This is a genomic window from Streptomyces luteosporeus (genome assembly GCF_039532865.1).
GTDB classification, from domain to species: Bacteria; Actinomycetota; Actinomycetes; order Streptomycetales; family Streptomycetaceae; genus Streptomyces; species Streptomyces luteosporeus.
Map to the genome: position 1 here is coordinate 187,232 of NZ_BAAASL010000011.1, position 18,302 is coordinate 205,533.

At 76.8% G+C, this 18,302-nt stretch carries 4 protein-coding genes; 2 read left to right on the forward strand and 2 right to left on the reverse strand.

Features of this window, described 5'->3' with window-relative positions:
- Positions 1-31: 31 nt before the first annotated feature.
- Together ABD361_RS16845 and ABD361_RS16850 are read right to left on the reverse strand one after the other, a co-directional pair.
- A complete protein-coding gene (locus ABD361_RS16845; protein WP_344436134.1) occupies positions 32-310 on the reverse strand; it encodes a hypothetical protein in 279 nt (92 codons plus the stop codon).
- Positions 307-1,053 carry an HNH endonuclease family protein gene (locus ABD361_RS16850; RefSeq protein WP_344436135.1) on the reverse strand — a complete coding sequence of 249 codons (747 nt, stop codon included), beginning with the start codon at positions 1,051-1,053 and terminating at the stop codon, positions 307-309. Before ABD361_RS16850 ends, ABD361_RS16845 begins: the two co-directional genes overlap by 4 nt.
- A gap of 73 nt (positions 1,054-1,126) precedes the next feature.
- Here ABD361_RS16850 and ABD361_RS16855 point away from each other — a divergent pair, with 73 nt between their 5' ends.
- Both ABD361_RS16855 and ABD361_RS16860 read left to right on the forward strand, forming a co-directional pair.
- A complete protein-coding gene (locus ABD361_RS16855) occupies positions 1,127-1,723 on the forward strand; it encodes a saccharopine dehydrogenase family protein (RefSeq protein WP_425583231.1) in 597 nt (198 codons plus the stop codon).
- A 122-nt stretch (positions 1,724-1,845) separates the two neighbouring features.
- A complete protein-coding gene (locus ABD361_RS16860) occupies positions 1,846-18,285 on the forward strand; it encodes a type I polyketide synthase (RefSeq protein WP_344436136.1) in 16,440 nt (5,479 codons plus the stop codon).
- Positions 18,286-18,302 lie beyond the last annotated feature (17 nt).

The window sequence follows — 18,302 nt, forward strand, 5'->3', positions numbered from 1 at the left end:
GACGAGCGGGCCGACCGGCCCGCTCGTCCCCTCACTCCTTCGGCACCTCGGCACCGCCGCCGGCCCGCACGGCCTCCAGCACGGCCCGGTGCAGGGCGTGCAGGCCGGCGGCGGGCACGGAGGCGGGACTGCCGGTCAGGACGTACCACTCCTCGGCGCCGGTGTACTGCACGTGGACGTCGGCCCGCCCGTCCGCGCGACCGGCGGTGACGACCGTGAGGTCGCCGGTGATGACGCCGACCTCGTCGGTCATCGCCCCGCCGGGGCCGGCGAGCACCTCGTCCACGTACTGCTCGTGCTGTCGTGTCATGAGCGGCAGGTACCCAGCATCGTGTCGAGCATCTTCTTCTCCCCGTCGGTGACGGTCAGCCCGTAGGTCGACTTCACCGACGTCCAGGCACGGCCGTAGACGCACCAGGCGTCCTTGGCCGGCGGCTGCCACTGGTCAGGGCCCTGATCGCCCTTCGAGCGGTTGGTCGCGGCCGAGACCGTCAGCAGTTGCGGGTGCGTCAGGTCGTTGGCGAACTGCTTGCGCTTCTCCGTGGTCCACTGGTCGGCACCCGAACGCCAGGCGTTGGCCAGGGGCACGATGTGGTCGATGTCGACCTGCGAGGCCTTGGTGAACGTCTTGCCGTCGTACAGGCTGTACCAGGTGCCGGAGACCGCCCGGCACTGGTCGTCCTTCTTCACGTCCTGGCCGTCACGCGCCAGCACCGTCTCCCGGGTGTCGCACTTGTCGCCCTGCTGGGCCCAGTGCGGGAACGCGGCCCGGCTGTATCCGGACATCGACCGCTGGGCGGCCACGGTCAGCTTCCCCAGCTCCGTACGGGCCTGCGCGGCCGACGGCAGTTGCGGCAGGACCTCCTTGGCGCCGTTCTTGCCGCCGCCCCCCGGTGACGCGGGCGCCGACGACGACGCCGCAGAGCCGGGGGAGGCGCTCCCGTTCGGCTTGTCCTGCTGTTTGCTGTCGGACTTCCCGCACCCTGTCAGCGCGATGCCCACCGCGCATATCGCCGCCACCATCCCGGCCGACCGCTTCCGACGCCACGTCACCACGTGTCTCCCTGTCACTGTTCGTCCTGCGTGCCCAGGAAAATCAGGATATCCGCAGCCGCAAGACCTCCTGGTGCCGTGTCAGAATCCCATTGAGTGCCCTAGGTCGCATGACCTCACCGGCCGCACCCCCGCCCGCGGGCGGGCCCTCGCCGACGAGACCGGCGCGACCGTCCGCCAGTGGCACCTCGCCGACCCCCGGCCCTTCTCCGCACCCGTCCGCGTCGTCGTCGGCACGGTCAACGACCCCGACGACCGCGTCCTGCGCGCCGCCCTGCGCGGCGGCGTCCCGTACGTGAACATCACCCGCTGGACGTCCCGGCTGCAGCGCGCGGCCGCCCTCGCCGCCGTCGCACCCGCCGCCTCCCCGGTGCTGCTGTCCTCCGGCTGGATGGGCGGAGTGAGCGCCCTGACCGCCGCGGCCCTGGCCCCCGGCCCCGGCGCCACCGTCGGGATCGCCGTCCGCTACGACCTGCACGACCGCGCGGGCGCCGACTCGGTGGAGTTCATGGACCGCCTCGGCCTGGACTACGAGGTCACCGAGGGCGGCCGCCGCCGCACCGTCCTGCCCCTGACCGGCACCCGCTCGGCGGCCCTGGATCGCCACCTCGTCCGCCAGGCCGTCCGCCTCCTGACCGGCCCACCGGAGGAGGTGCCGCCCTCACTCTAGGGAAACCCGCAGTCGACCTTGACGAGGATGGGCCCGGAAGAAGGGTCAGACGTGAGTGTCGGCAGCCGGCAGGTCTGTGCCCCGGTCCGGCTCCGGCATATCACCGAGGGGTTGACGTCCTGATGTCGAACGAGGAGAAGCTCCGCGAGTACCTCAAGCGCGCCATCGCTGACCTCCACGACACCCGCCAGCAGTTGGGCGAGAGCGAGCAGCGCCGGCGCGAGCCCATCGCCATCGTGGCCATGGGCTGCCGCTACCCCGGCGGGGTGCGCTCGCCGGAGGAGCTGTGGGAGCTGGTCGGCGGCGGCGTGGACGCCGTCTCGGGCTTCCCCGCCGACCGCGGCTGGGACCTCGACGCGCTCTACGACCCCGACCCCGCCCACCCGGGCACCACCTACGCCCGCGAGGGCGGGTTCCTGCACGACGCCGGGGAGTTCGACGCCGGCTTCTTCGGCATATCGCCGCGCGAGGCGCTCGCCATGGACCCCCAGCAGCGGCTGCTGCTGGAGACCGCGTGGGAGACCGTCGAGCGGGCCGGCATCGACCCGGCCACCCTCGCCGGCTCCCGCACCGGCGTCTTCGTCGGCACCGGCTACGGCGGCTACGACGCCGCCTCGCTGGGCACGGCCGCCACCCCGCGCTCGGCCGGCTCCCGCGCCGCCGCGCGGCAGGCCGGCGAGGCCGGCGGGCACCTGCTGACCGGCAACGCCATCAGCGTCTCCTCCGGCCGCATCTCCTACACCCTCGGCCTCGAAGGCCCCGCCGTCACCGTCGACACCGCCTGCTCCTCCTCGCTGGTCGCCCTCCATCTGGCCGTCCACTCGCTGCGCCAGGGCGAGTGCACCCTCGCCCTGGTGGGCGGGGCCACCGTGATGTCCACGCCGCAGATGTTCGTCGAGTTCTCCCGCCAGCGCGGCCTGGCCGCGGACGGGCGGTGCAAGCCGTTCTCCGCGGCGGCCGACGGCACCGGCTGGAGCGAGGGCGTCGGCCTGCTGCTCGTCGAGCGGCTCTCCGACGCGCGCCGCAACGGACACCCCGTGCTCGCCGTCGTCCGCGGCTCCGCCGTCAACCAGGACGGCGCCTCCAACGGCCTGACCGCCCCCAACGGGCCCTCCCAGCAACGCGTCATCCGCGCCGCCCTCGCCAACGCCGGCCTGCAGCTCGCGGACGTGGACGCCGTCGAGGCGCACGGCACCGGCACCACCCTCGGCGACCCCATCGAGGCCACCGCCCTGCTGGCGACCTACGGACAGCAGCGCCCCGCCGACCGCCCCGTCCTGCTCGGCTCCCTGAAGTCGAACATCGGCCACACCCAGGCCGCGGCCGGTGTCGCCGGCGTCATCAAAATGGTCCTGGCCATGCACCACGGCGTGCTGCCCCGGACCCTCCACCTCGACGAGCCCACCCCGCACGTCGACTGGAGCGCCGGCCACGCCCGCCTGCTGACCGAGGCCGAGCCCTGGCCGGCCGGCGACCGCCCGCGCCGCGCCGCCGTCTCCTCCTTCGGCGTCAGCGGCACCAACGCCCACGTCGTCCTCGAACAGGCCCCCGTCCAGGAGGAACGGCACGAGGAGCGGCCCGCCGCCCCCGCCGGCCGCGTCCTGCCCTGGGCCCTGTCGGCCGCCTCCGCCGACGCCCTGCGCGCCCAGGCCGCACGCCTCGCCGCCCACCTGCGCGCCCGCCCCGAGCAGGACACCGCCGACATCGCCTGCTCCCTCGCCCTGACCCGCCCGCTGCTCGAACACCGGGCCTTCGTCGTGGCCGGCAGCCGCGAGGAGCACCTCGCCGCCCTGGAGGCGCTCGCCGCCGGCCGCGCCGCCGCCGGCCTGGCCACCGGCGTCGCCGCCCAGGCCACCACCGCCTTCCTCCTCGCCGGCCAGGGCGCCCAGCGCGCCGGCGCCGGGCGCGCCCTGCACCGTACGCACCCGGTCTTCGCCGCGGCCTTCGACGAGGTGTGCACGGAGCTCGACCGCCACCTCGCCCCGCACGTCGAGCACCCGCTCGCCGACGTCGCCCTCGCCGAGCCCGGCACCCCCGAGGCCGCGCTGCTGGACCGCACCGTGTACACCCAGGCGGCCCTGTTCGCCGTCGAGGTCGCCCTCCACCGGCTGCTCGCCTCCTGGGGCGTCACCCCCCGGTTCCTGGCCGGCCACTCCATCGGCGAGGTGGCCGCCGCCCATGTGGCCGGCGTGTTCGACCTGTCCGACGCCGCCCGCCTGGTCGCCGCCCGCGGCAGCCTCATGCAGGCGCTGCCCGAAGGCGGCGCCATGGTCGCCGTCGAGGCCACCGAGGAGGAGATCACCTCCTCCCTCGCCGGCCTGGGCGACCGCTGCGCCCTCGCCGCCGTCAACGGCCCCGCCTCCGTCGTCGTCTCCGGCGACGAGGACGCCGTCACCGCCGTCGCCGCCCAGTGGGAGGCGCGCGGCCGCCGCACCAAGCGGCTGCGCGTCAGCCACGCCTTCCACTCCCCGCACATGGACGGCATGCTCGACGCCTTCCGGCGCGTCGCCGAGAGCATCACCTTCCACGCCCCGCGCATCCCCCTGGTCTCCACCCTCACCGGTGCCCTCGCCGACGCGGACGAGCTGTGCTCCGCCGCGTACTGGGTCCGTCAGGTGCGCGAACCCGTCCGCTTCCACGACGCCGTGCGCACCCTCGAGGCCGCGGGCGTCACCGCGTACGCCGAACTCGGGCCCGGCGCCGTGCTGACCCCGATGGTCCAGGACTGCCTCACCCCGGACGCCCCGGACACCCCCGCCGAAGCCGCGCCCGCGCTCGTACCGCTGCTGCGCGCCGACCGCCCCGAGCCGCGCGCCCTCGCCGAGGCCGTCGCCGCCCTGGCCGCCCGCGGAGTGCGCACCGACTGGGCCGCCTTCTTCGACGGCACCGGCGCCCGCCGCGTCGACCTGCCCACCTACGCCTTCCAGCGCGAGCACTACTGGCTCACCCCGGGCGACGCCGCGGACACGGAGCCCTCCCCGGCCGAGACCCACGCCGTCGACGCCGACTTCTGGGAGGCCGTCGAACGCCAGGACACCCGGGCCCTGTCGGCCGTCCTGGCCCTCGACGGCGCGGACGCCGAGGCCACCCTCGGCGGCATCCTGCCCACCCTGTCGGCCTGGCGGCGCCGGCGCACCACCCGCGCCGCCGCCGACGCCTGGAGCTACCGCACCACCTGGACCCCCGTCACCGGCGGCACCGCCCGCATCCCGGACGGCCGCTGGCTGCTCCTGCTGCCCGAGGGCACCGACGACGACGCCTGGGCCGCCGGCCTCGCCGACGCCCTCACCCGCGACGGCGGCCTGCGCGCCGAGCGCCTCACCCTGGACTGCGCCGCGGACGCAGCGGACCTGACCGGCCGGCTGACCGCCGCCCTCGCCCAGGACGCGCCGTTCGCCGGCGTCCTGTCCCTCCTCGCCCTCGACGAACGCCCGCACCCCGCCCACCCCTCGGTGCCCCTCGGCCTCGCCGCCACCGTCACCCTCGTACGCGCCCTGGAGACCGCCGACGCCGGCGCACCCCTGTGGTGCGCGACCCGCGGCGCCGTCGCGGCCGGCGAGCGCTCCCCGCTCACCAGCCCCGTCCAGGCCCAGGTCTGGGGCCTGGGCAGGGTCGCCGCGCTCGAACACCCCGGCGTCTGGGGCGGCCTGGCCGACCTGCCCGCCACGGCCGACGCCCGCACCGCCACCGCGCTCCTGCACGTCCTCGCCGACGGCCGCGAGGACCAGGTCGCCGTCCGGCCCGCCGGCGTCCTCGCCCGCCGCCTGACCCGGACCACCGCCACGACCGACACCGACTGGCAGGCGCACGGCACCGTCCTGGTCACCGGCGGCACCGGCGCCCTCGGCGCCCACGTGGCGCGCCGCCTGGCCGAGGCCGGTGCCACCCACCTCGTCCTCACCGGCCGGCGCGGCCCCGACGCCCCCGGCGCCGCCGACCTCGTCACCGAACTCGAGGCCCTCGGCGCTCGCGTGACCCTCGCCGCCTGCGACGCCGCCGACCGCGAGGCGCTGGCCGCCCTGCTGGCCGGCATCGACGACCTCACCGGCGTCGTCCACGCCGCCGGCGTCCTCGACGACGGGATCCTGCAGACCCTCACTCCCGAGCGGCTCGCGGCCGTCCTGGCCCCCAAGGCCGTCGCCGCCCGGCACCTGCACGAGCTGACCCGCGATCACGACCTGTCGTTCTTCGTGCTGTTCTCCTCCATCACCGGCGTCGTCGGCAACCCCGGTCAGGCCAACTACGCCGCCGCCAACGCCTACCTCGACGCCCTCGCCGAACAGCGCCGGCAGCACGGCCTGCCGGCGACCTCCCTGGCCTGGGGGCCGTGGGCCGGGGCCGGCATGGCCGCCACCGGCGAGAACCTCGCCGGGCGCATGAGCCGCGACGGCCTGCGCCCCCTGGCGCCCGGCACCGCGCTCGCCGCACTCGGGCACGCCGTGACCGGCGGCACCGCACAGCTGACCGTCGCCGACATCGACTGGGCCGCCTACGCCCCCGCCCTGACCGCCGCCCGCCCCAGCGCCCTGATCGGCGACCTGCCCGAGGCCGCCCGCGCCCTCGCCCCCACCGGCCCAACGGCGCCCGGCGCGGCGGCGCAGTCGCCGCTGCGCGAACGCCTGGCCGCAATTCCCGCCGCAGAGCAGGAACGCGTCCTGGTCGACGTGGTCCGCACCGAGGTCGCCGCCGTCCTCGGGCACGCCTCCACCGACGCCGTCGGCACCCGGCGCGCCTTCCGCGACCTCGGCTTCGACTCCCTGACCGCCGTCGAACTGCGCAACCGCCTGGCCGCCGCCACCGGCCTGCGTCTGCCCGCCTCCCTGCTCTTCGACCACCCCACGCCCGCCGCCGTCGGCCGCCACCTGCGCGCGGAACTCCTGGGCACCACCGGACCGGACGCGCCCGCCGCTCCCGCCGCCGCGGCCGCCGGCACCGACGAGCCGGTCGCCATCGTCGCCATGGCCTGCCGCTTCCCCGGCGGCGCCGCGACCCCCGAGGACTTCTGGCGGCTGCTGTCCGACGGCGCCGACGGCATCACCGCCTTCCCCACCGACCGCGGCTGGGACCTCGACCGCCTCTACCACCCCGACCCCGACCACCAGGGCACCAGCTACGCCCGCGAGGGCGGCTTCCTGCCCGACGTCGCCGCCTTCGACGCCGGCTTCTTCGGCATCTCCCCGCGCGAGGCCCTGGCCATGGACCCCCAGCAGCGGCTGCTGCTGGAGACCGCCTGGGAGGCGATGGAGCGCGCCGGCATCGACCCCGAGTCGCTGCGCGGCTCGCGCACCGGTGTGTTCGCCGGCACCAACGCGCAGGACTACCAGAGCATCCTCGACGCCGCGCGCGACGAGGTCGCCGGCCACCTGCTGACCGGCAACGCCGCCAGCGTGGTCTCCGGCCGCCTGTCCTACACCTTCGGCTTCGAGGGCCCGGCCGTCACGGTCGACACCGCCTGCTCCTCCTCGCTGGTCGCCCTGCACATGGCCGTCCAGTCGCTGCGCTCGGGCGAGTGCACGCTCGCCCTCGCCGGTGGCGTGACGGTGATGGCCACCCCGTACTCCTTCGTGGAGTTCTCCCGCCAGCGCGGCCTGGCCGCGGACGGGCGGTGCAAGCCGTTCTCCGCGGCGGCCGACGGCACCGGCTGGAGCGAGGGCGTCGGCCTGCTGCTCGTCGAGCGCCTCTCCGACGCGCGCCGCAACGGACACCCCGTCCTGGCCGTGGTGCGCGGCTCCGCCGTCAACCAGGACGGCGCGTCCAACGGGCTGAGCGCCCCCAACGGGCCCTCGCAGCAGCGCGTCATCCGCCAGGCCCTCGCCAGCGCGGGCCTGCAGCCGGCGGACGTGGACGCCGTCGAGGCGCACGGTACGGGCACCACCCTCGGCGACCCGATCGAGGCGCAGGCCCTGCTGGCCACCTACGGCCAGGATCGGCCCGCCGAACGGCCCCTGCTGCTGGGATCGGTGAAGTCCAACATCGGTCACACCCAGGCCGCCGCCGGCGTCGCTGGCGTGATGAAGATGGTCCTGGCGATGCAGCACGGCGTGCTGCCCAGGACGCTGCACCTGGACGAGCCGACCCCGCACGTCGACTGGAGCGCCGGCGCCGTCGCCCTGCTCGCCGAGGAGGCCGCATGGCCCGACGCCGGGCGGCCCCGCCGCGCCGGTGTCTCCTCCTTCGGCATCAGCGGCACCAACGCCCACATCATCCTCGAACAAGCCCCCACCGACGCCGCCGACGAGCAGCAGCCGGCCGGGAAGCCCGAGCCCACTCTGCCCTGGACGCTGTCGGCCCGCACCGGGGCCGCCCTCGCCGACCAGGCCCGGCTGCTCGCCGCACACCTGCGCGCCCACCCCGGCCTCGCCCCCGACGACGTCGCCCACGCCCTGGCGACCGGCCGCACCGCCATGGACCACCGCGCCGCCGTCACCGCGGGCGACCGCGCCGGCCTCCTCGCCGGCCTCGACGCCCTCGCCACCGGCGCACCCTCGCCGCACGTGCTGCAGGGCACCGCCGACGGCGACGGGGGAGTGGTGTTCGTCTTCCCCGGCCAGGGTTCGCAGTGGGCCGGCATGGCCCTCCAACTCCTCGACGACTCCCCGGTCTTCGCCGCACGCCTCGCCGAGTGCGCCGCCGCCCTCGCCCCGTACACCGACTGGTCCCTGACCGCCGTTCTGCGCGGCGAGGACGGGGCCCCCGGCCTGGACCGCGTCGACGTCGTCCAGCCCGCCCTGTGGGCCGTGATGGTCTCCCTCGCCGAGGTCTGGCGCGCCCACGGGGTGCGCCCCGCCGCGGTGCTCGGCCACTCGCAGGGCGAGATCGCCGCCGCGGCCGTCGCCGGCGCCCTCTCCCTGCAGGACGCCGCCAAGGTCGTCGCGCTGCGCAGCCAGGCCATCGCCCGCGAACTGTCCGCCCGGGGTGGCATGGTGTCCGTCGCCGAGCCCGCCGACGCCGTCCGCGCACGCATCGCCGCCTGGGGCGAGGACATCTCCGTCGCCGCCGTCAACGGCCCCGGCTCCGCCGTCGTCTCCGGCACCCCCGAAGCCCTCGGCGAACTGATCGCCGCCTGCGAGCAGGACGGCGTGCGCGCCAAGCGGATCCCCGTCGACTACGCCTCCCACTCCGCCCAGGTCGAGCGGATCGAGGACGAACTGCTCACCCTCCTCGACGGCATCACCCCCCGCCCCGCCGACATCCCCTTCTGCTCCACCGTCACCGGCGACCTGCTCGACACCACCGCGCTCGACGCCGCCTACTGGTACCGCAACCTGCGCCGCACCGTGGAGTTCGAGCAGGCCACCCGCACCCTGCTGCGCGCCGGCCACCGCGTCTTCGCCGAGGTCAGCCCGCACCCGGTGGTGATCGCCGGGGTGCAGGAGACCGCACAGGACGCCGGCGCCGCCGCGGCGGCCGTCGGCACGCTGCGCCGCGACGAGGGCGGGCTCGCCCGCTTCCGCACCTCCCTGGCCGACGCCTGGGCGCACGGTGCCGCCGTCGCCTGGGACGCCTTCCTCGCCGGCACCCCCGCCCGCCCGGTGCCGCTGCCGACGTACGCCTTCCAGCGGCAGCGGTTCTGGCCGCGCCCGGGCGGCGGCAGCGGCGACGTCACCGCCGCCGGCCTGGGCGCGCCCGGCCACCCGCTGCTGGGCGCCACCGTCGAACTCGCCGGCGGCGACGGGCTCATGGCCACCGCCGTGTGGTCGGTGCGCACCCAGCCCTGGCTCGCCGACCACGCCGTCTCCGGCGCCGTCGTCGTCCCCGGCACCGCGCTCGTCGAGGCGGCGATCCGGGCCGGCGACGAGCTCGGCTGCGGCCGCCTGGCCGAGCTGACCCTGCACGCCCCGCTGGTGCTCCCCGAGCGCGCCGAGGCCCGCGTCCAGATCGCCGTCGGTGCCGCGGACGCCACCGGCCACCGGCCGCTGACCGTCCACGCCCGCACCCTCGACCCCGCCACCGGCGCCGCCGACGGCCCCTGGACCGAGCACGCCACCGGCACCCTCGCACCCCCGGCCGCCGCCCCCGCCGACGACCTGCTCACCTGGCCCCCCAAGGGCGCCGACGCCCTGCCGGTCGACGGCCTGTACGCCGACCTCGCCGAACGCGGCTACGGCTACGGGCCCGCCTTCCAGGGCGTACGGGCCGCCTGGCGGCGCGGCGCCGACGTCTTCGCCGACGTCGCCCTGCCCGGGCCCGCCCTGGCCGACGCCGCCCGCTTCGGGCTGCACCCGGCCCTGCTGGACGCCGCCCTGCACGCCGCCGGCCTCGGCGTGCTGCCCGCCGGCGACCGGCCCGGCATGCCGTTCTCCTTCAGCGGCGTCTCCCTGCACGCCGCCGGTGCGACCCGGCTGCGCGCCCGCCTGACCCCCGCCGGGCCGGACGCCGTCACCGTCGTCCTCGCCGACGGCACCGGCCGCCCGGTGGCGAGCATCGACCGGCTGACCGTACGGCCCGTGCCCGCCGCCCTGCTCGACCCCGCGGCCCACGCCGCCCGCGAGGCCCTCTTCCACCTCGACTGGAGCCCCCTGCCCGCCGCCCCCGCCGACACGGCGCCCGCCACCCGGGCCCTGGTCGGCGACCCGGGCCCGTACCCCGCCGAGGCCACCGCACCCGACCTCGCCTCCCTGGACGGCACCCCCGGCGTGGTGGTGGCCACCGGCGCACGCACCCCCGAGGACGCCCTGGACCTGGTGCAGCAATGGCTGGGCGACGAGCGGTGGGCGGACTCCCGCCTGCTCGTCCTCACCCACGGCGCCGTCGCCACCCACGCCGGCGAGGACGTCACCGACCTGCCCGGCGCGGCGGTGTGGGGCCTGCTGCGCTCCGCCCAGTCCGAGAACCCCGGCCGCATCGTGCTCGCCGACCTCGACGACCAGGCCGACTCCCGCGCCCTGCTGCCGCACCTGGCCGCCACCGGCGAACCCCAGCTGGCCGTGCGCCAGGGCACCGTCCTCGTACCGCGCCTGGTCCGCACCCACACCGCCGCGCCCCTGCCGGCCCCGGAGGCCGGGCCCTGGCGGCTGGACATCACCGAGAAGGGCACCCTCGACAACCTCGCCCTGGTGCCCTGCCCCGAGGTGGCCGAACGGCCGCTCGGCGAGGGCGAGGTCCGCATCGCCGTCCGCGCCGCCGGCCTGAACTTCCGCGACGTCCTCAACAGCCTCGGCATGTACCCCGGCGGCGCCCAGTACCTGGGCTCCGAGGCCGCCGGCGTCGTCGTCGAGACCGGGCCCGGGGTGAGCGGGATCGCCGCCGGCGACCGGGTGATGGGCATGGTCCCCGGCGGCTTCGGCCCGTTCGCCGTCGCCGACCACCGCGTCCTGGCCCGCATCCCGCGCGGCATGACCTTCGCCCAGGCCGCCGCCGTCCCCGTCGTCTTCCTCACCGCGTACTACGCGCTGCGCGACCTCGCCGGCCTGCGCGCCGGGGAGTCGGTGCTGATCCACGCCGCCGCCGGCGGCGTCGGCATGGCCGCCACCCAGCTCGCCCGGCACTGGGGCGCCGAGGTCTACGGCACCGCCTCCACCCGCAAGCAGGACGGCCTGCGCGCCGGCGGCTGGCCCGCCGAGCACCTCGCCTCCTCCCGCACCCTGGACTTCGAGGACGCCTTCCGCGAGGCCACCGCGGGCCGCGGCGTCGACGTCGTCCTCAACTCCCTGGCCGGCGACTTCGTCGACGCCTCCCTGCGGCTCCTCGCCCCCGGCGGCCGCCTGATCGAGATGGGCAAGACCGACATCCGCGACGCGGACGAGGTGGCCGCCGCCCACGACGGCGCCCGCTACCGCGCCTTCGACCTCATCGAGGCCGGGCCCGAGCGCATCCGGCAGATGCTCGCCGAACTCGTCGCCCTCTTCGAGGACGGCACCCTGCAGCCGCTGCCGGTCACCGCCTGGGACGTCCACCACGCCCGCGAGGCCTTCCGGTACGTCTCCGAGGCCCGCCACGTCGGCAAGGTCGCCCTGACCGTGCCCCGCCCCTGGGACCGCGACGGCACCGTCCTGATCACCGGCGGCACCGGCGAACTCGGCGGCCTGCTCGCCCGCCACCTCGTCACCGACCACGGCATGCGGCACCTGCTCCTCACCGGCCGCCGCGGCCCCGACGCCCCCGCGGCCCGGCGCCTGCGCGCCGAACTCGAGGACCTGGGCGCCACCGTCACCGTCGCCGCCTGCGACGCCGCCGACCGCGACGCCCTCGCCGCCGTCCTCGCCTCCGTGCCGGCCGCGCACCCGCTGACGGCCGTCGTGCACGCCGCCGGCCTCCTCGACGACGGCGTCGTCACCGCCCTGACGCCCGAGCGGCTGCGCACCGTCGCCCGCCCCAAGACCGAAGCGGCCGCCCACCTGCACGAGCTCACCGCGGACCACGACCTGGCCGGCTTCGTCCTGTTCTCCTCGGCCGCCGGCGTCTTCGGCTCGCCCGGCCAGGGCAACTACGCGGCCGCCAACGCCGGGCTCGACGGCCTCGCCCAGCACCGCCGCGCCCACGGCCTGCCCGCCACCTCCCTCGCCTGGGGCCTGTGGGAGCAGGCCAGCGGGATGACCGCACACCTCGACGAGAGCGACCGCGCCCGCTCGCGGCAGTCCGGCGCCCTGACGCTGTCCACCGCCGACGGCCTCGCCCTCTTCGACGCGGCCCTGGCCGCCCACCGGCCCCTGCTCGTGCCCGTCCGCCTGGACGGCACCGTCCTGCGCACCCGCACCCCCGAGCAACTCCCCGCCCTGCTGCGCACCCTCTACCGGCCCGTCACCACCCGGCGCACCGCCGGTGCCGGGGCGGAGAGCGGCGACGGGCTGCGCGACCGGCTCGCGGCCCTGCCCGCCGCCGACCGCCGCGGCACCCTCCTCGACCTGGTCGCCACCTGCGTCGCCGCCGTCCTCGGCCACACCGGCACCGACACGGTGCCCACCGACCGGGCCTTCCGCGACCTGGGCTTCACCTCCCTGTCCTCCGTCGAGCTGCGCAACCGCCTGTCCACCGCCACCGGCCTGCGGCTGCCCGCCACCCTGGCCTTCGACCACCCCTCCCCGGCCGCCCTCGCCGACCACCTGTACGCCGAACTGACCGACGCCACCGAGGAGGAGAGCCCCGCGGCGCCCACCGCGACCTCCTTGGGCGAGGACGAACCGGTGGCCATCGTCGGCATGGCCTGCCGGCTCCCCGGCGGCGTCCGCTCGCCCGGCGACCTGTGGCAGCTGCTCGCCTCCGGCACCGACGCCATCGGCCCCTTCCCCACCGACCGCGGCTGGGACGCGGAGCGCGTCTACGCCTCCGTACCGGACGGGCCCGGCACCTCCCGCACCCGCGAGGGCGGCTTCCTCCACGACGCCGCCGACTTCGACGCCGGCTTCTTCGGCATCTCCCCGCGCGAGGCCCTGGCCATGGACCCCCAGCAGCGGCTGCTGCTGGAGACCGCCTGGGAGGCGTTCGAGGCCGCCGGCATCGACCCGCGAGCGGTGCGCGGCTCGCGCACCGGCGTCTTCGCCGGCCTGGCCTCCAGCGACTACCTCAGCCGCGTCCCCGAGGTGCCCGAGGAACTCGCCGGGCACGTCGGCAACGGCAACGCCATGAGCGTGGTCTCCGGCCGCGTCGCCTACACCCTCGGCCTGGAGGGCCCGGCCGTCACCGTCGACACCGCCTGTTCCTCCTCGCTGGTCGCCCTGCACATGGCCGTCCAGTCACTGCGCTCGGGCGAGTGCACGCTCGCCCTCGCCGGCGGCGTGACCGTCATGTCCTCCCCGCGGCTGTTCACCGACTTCTCCCGGCAGCGCGGCCTGGCCGGCGACGGCCGCTGCAAGGCATTCGCCGCCGGCGCCGACGGCACCGGGTTCGCCGAGGGCGTCGGCCTGCTGCTCGTCGAGCGCCTGTCCGACGCGCGCCGCAACGGACACCCCGTCCTGGCCGTGGTGCGCGGCTCCGCCGTCAACCAGGACGGCGCGTCCAACGGGCTGAGCGCCCCCAACGGCCCCGCCCAGCAGCGCGTCATCCGCCAGGCGCTGGCGGGCGCGGGCCTCAGCACGGCCGATGTCGACGCCGTCGAGGCGCACGGCACCGGTACGAAGCTCGGCGACCCGATCGAGGCGCAGGCGCTGCTGGCCACCTACGGCCAGGACCGGCCCGCCGACCGGCCCCTGCGACTGGGCTCGATCAAGTCGAACATCGGTCACACGCAGGCCGCCGCCGGTGTTGCCGGCGTGATGAAGATGGTCCTGGCGATGCGGCACGGGCTGCTGCCCAGGACCCTGCATCTTGACGAGCCGACCCCGCACGTCGACTGGAGTGCCGGCGCCGTCGAGCTGCTGGCCGAGGAGGCCGCATGGCCGGACGCCGGGCGGCCCCGCCGCGCCGGTGTCTCCTCCTTCGGCATCAGCGGCACCAACGTCCACGTCATCCTCGAACAGGCCCCCGCCGACGAGCAGGAGTCCGTCGAGCAGCCGGCCGAGGAGCCCGGACGCACCCTGCCCTGGGCACTGTCGGCCCGCAGCGAGGCCGGACTGCGCGGACAGGCCCGCGCCCTGCTCGACCACCTCTCCGGCGCACCGGCCGCCCGCCCCCTGGACACCGCCTTCTCCCTCGTCACCCGGCGCGCCGCCCTCGAACACCGCGCCGTCGTCGTGGGCATCGGCCGCACCGAGCTGACCGAGCGCCTGCGCGCCCTCGCCGAAGGGCAGCCCGCACCCGGCGTCGTCCGCGGCGGATACGCCGGCTCCCGCGAGCGCAAGGTCGTCCTCGTCTTCCCCGGCCAGGGCTCCCAGTGGGCCGGCATGGGCAGCCGACTCCTCGACGACTCCCCGGTCTTCGCCGACCGCATCGCCGCCTGCGAGAAGGCCCTCGCCCCGTACACCGACTGGTCCCTGACCGCCGTCCTGCGCGGCGAGGACGGGGCCCCCGGCCTGGACCGCGTCGACGTCGCCCAGCCCGCCCTGTGGGCCGTGATGGTCTCCCTCGCCGAAGTCTGGCGCGCCCACGGCGTACGCCCGGCGGCCGTGCTCGGCCACTCCCAGGGCGAGATCGCCGCCGCAGCCGTCGCCGGCGCCCTCTCCCTCGACGACGCCGCCAAGGTCGTCGCCCTGCGCAGCCGGGCCATCGCCCGCGACCTGTCCGGCCACGGTGGCATGATGTCCGTCGCCGCACCCGCCGACGCCGTGCGCGAACGCCTCGCCGCCTGGGGCGACAAGCTCTCCGTCGCCGCCGTCAACGGACCGGCCACCGTCGTCGTCTCCGGCGAGAACACCGCCCTCGACGAACTCCTCGCCGCCTGCGAGGAGGACGGGGTGCGCGCCAAGCGCATCCCCGTCGACTACGCCTCCCACTCCGCCCAGGTCGAACGCATCCGCACCACCCTGCTCACGGACCTCGCCGGCCTCGCTCCCCGTACGGCGGACGTGCCGTTCCTGTCCACCGTCACCGGCGAATGGACCGACGGCAGCGCCCTCGACGCCGCGTACTGGTACGAGAACCTGCGCCGCACCGTCCGCCTGGAGGACGCGCTGCGCAGCCTGCTCGCCCAGGGCCACAACGTCTTCGTCGAGGCCAGCCCCCACCCCGTCCTGACCATGGGTATCGAGGACACCGCCGCCTCCGCCGAGACCACCGCGGTCGTCCTGGGCTCCCTGCGCCGCGACGACGGCGCGGCGCAGCGCCTGCTGACCTCACTGGCCGAGGCCCACGTCCACGGCGTCGACGTCGACTGGCTGCCCGCCGTCGCCGGCGGCCGCCCCACCGACCTGCCCACCTACGCCTTCCAGCGCGAGCGCTACTGGCTGGAGGCCACCGCCGCCACCGGCCCGGCAGGAATCGAGCGCACCGTGCGCCTCGCCGACGACAGCGTCGTCCTCACCGGCCGCATCGGCCTGGACAGCCACCCCTGGCTCGCCGGGCACCGCCTGCACGACACCGTCCTCGTCCCCGGCACCCTGCTGCTCGAATGGGCCGTCCGCGCCGGCGACGAAGCCGGCTGCGGAACCGTCGAGGAGCTCACCGAGGACCGGCCGCTGGCCCTGCCCGCGCAGGGCGGCGTGGACCTCCAGGTCACCGCCGCAGCGGCCGACGCCTCGGGCAGCCGCACCCTCACCGTCCACTCCCGGCCGCAGGGCGCCGCCGAGGACGCGCCCTGGACCCGCAACGCCACCGGCACCCTCGCCCCCGGCGCCCGTACCCCGCTTCACGCCCCCTCCGGCACCTGGCCCCCGGCCGGCGCCACCGAAGAGGACACGGCAGCACTCCTGGACGCCCTGGCCGCCCACGGATACGAGCACACCGAGGCGTTCGCCACCGTCCACGGCCTGTGGCGGCACGACGACACGCTCCTCGCCGACGTCGCCCTGCCCGAGGGCGACGCCACCGGATTCCACCTTCACCCCGCCCTGCTGCAGCAACTCCTCACCCTCGCCGCCGGGCAACAGCCGCAGACCGCCCCCGCCCCGCCGCACACCTGGCGCGGCGCGACGCTGCCGGCCACCGGCGCCGACCGGCTGCGCGTGCGCATCACCCCCACCGGCACCGCCGGCGAACTCGCCCTGACCGCCACCGACACCACCGGCACGCCCGTCCTCGCCGTCGACGCGATCACCTTCCGCGAGCCCACCGCCGCCCAGCTCGCCGCCACCGCCGCCGGCGGCGGCCACCACGACGCACTGCACCTCGTGCAGTGGACCCCCTGGACGCCGCAGGAGCCGCGGACGGCCGGCACGTACGCCACGGCCGGCACCGCCACCGCCCCGCTCGCCGAGGCCCTCGCCCGGGCCGGAGCCGTCGTGCACCACCACGACGACCTCGCCGCGGCCGCCGGCGCCGCCACGACCGTCCTCACCACCCTGACACCCACCGAGGCCACCGCCGCCGGCACCCGCCGGGCCGCCCAGGAAGCCCTGACGCTCGCCCGCACCTGGCTCACCGCCGATGCCACCGGCGCCGGCCGCCTGGTCCTCCTCACCCGCGGCGCCGTCGCCGCCGGCGGCGATGCCACCGTCCCCGACCCGGCCGCGGCCGCCGCCTGGGGCCTGCTGCGCTCGGCGCAGTCCGAACACCCCGGCCGCTTCCTGCTCGCCGACCTCGACGACGACCCCCGCTCCGCGGCCGCCCTCGCCACCGCCCTGGCCGCCGCCGAGGAGGCCGGCGAACCCCAACTGGCGCTGCGCCGCGGCACGCTCACCGTCCCGCGCCTGCGCCGCGCACCGAGCACGAGTGCCGCCGCGCCGCAGTGGGACCCGACCGGGGGAGAGGGCACCGTCCTGATCACCGGCGGCACCGGCACCCTCGGCAGCCACGTCGCCCGGCACCTCGTCACCCGGCACGGCGTGCGCCACCTGCTGCTCACCGGCCGGCGCGGCCCCGACGCCCCCGGCGCCGCACAGCTGCACGAGGAACTGACCGCCCTCGGCGCCCACGTCACCGTCGCCGCCTGCGACACCGCCGACCGGGCCGCCCTCGCCCGCCTGCTCGCCGACGTCCCCGCCGGCCACCCGCTGACCGCCGTCGTCCACGCCGCCGGCGTCCTCGACGACGGCCTGCTGGAGAACCTCACCCCGCAGTCCCTCGACCGGGTGCTGCGGCCCAAGACCGATGCCGCCTGGAACCTCCACGACCTCACCCGCGGCACCGACCTGTCCGCCTTCGTGCTCTTCTCCTCCTTCGCCGGCGTCGCCGGCGGCATGGGCCAGGCCAACTACGCCGCCGCCAACGCCGCCCTGGACGCCCTGGCCGCCCACCGCCGCGCCACCGGCCTGCCGGCCGTCTCCCTCGCCTGGGGATACTGGGAGGATTCCAGTGAATTGACGGCCACGCTGGACGACGTGGACCTCGACCGCTTCGCCCGCTCCGGCATGCTGCCGATCCCGACCGCCCACGGCCTCGACCTCCTCGACGCCGCCGCGGCCGCCGGCAGCCCCCTCCTCGTGCCCGTACGGCTCGACCCCCGCGCCCTGGCCGCCACCGGCGACGTACCGCCCCTGCTGCGCGCCCTGGTCCGCACCCCCCGGCGCCGCACCGCCGCGCGCACCGAAGCCGCCGAGCACTCCCTCGCCCAGCAGCTCACCGGCCTCTCCACGGCCCGGCAGGAGGCCCTGCTGCTGCAACTGGTCGGCGGGCACGTGGCCACCGTCCTCGGCCACGCGGCGGCCGACGCCGTCGAGGCCGAACGCGGCTTCCTCGACCTCGGCATGACCTCCCTGACCGCCGTGGAACTGCGCAACCGGCTCAACGCCGCGACCGGCCTGCGCCTGCCCACCACGGCCGTCTTCGACCACCCCACCCCCCTCGGGCTCGTCCGCCACATACGCGACCTGCTCGCCCCCGCCACCGGCGAGGACGCGCCCGAGACCGGCACCCCCCTGTTCACCGGGCTCGACACCTTCGAGGCCGCCCTGGCCGCCGCCGAACTCGACGACGACGCCCGCGCCCGCCTCGTCCAGCGCCTGAAGGCCCTGCAGTGGAAGCTCGACGCCCCCGGCGACGGCGCCCCCGCACAGGACGGCGAGGACGACGCCGACCTCGACGCCGATCTCGACGCCGCGGCGACCGACGACGAGATGTTCGACCTCATCGACAAAGAACTCGGCCTCGCCTGACGACCCAGTCAGTCGAA

Coding starts and splice junctions, on each gene's coding strand:
- ABD361_RS16845 (WP_344436134.1), bottom strand. CDS start 310: ATGACACGACAGCACGAGCAGTACGTGGACGAGGTGCTCGCCGGCCCC.
- ABD361_RS16860 (WP_344436136.1), top strand. CDS start 1,846: ATGTCGAACGAGGAGAAGCTCCGCGAGTACCTCAAGCGCGCCATCGCT.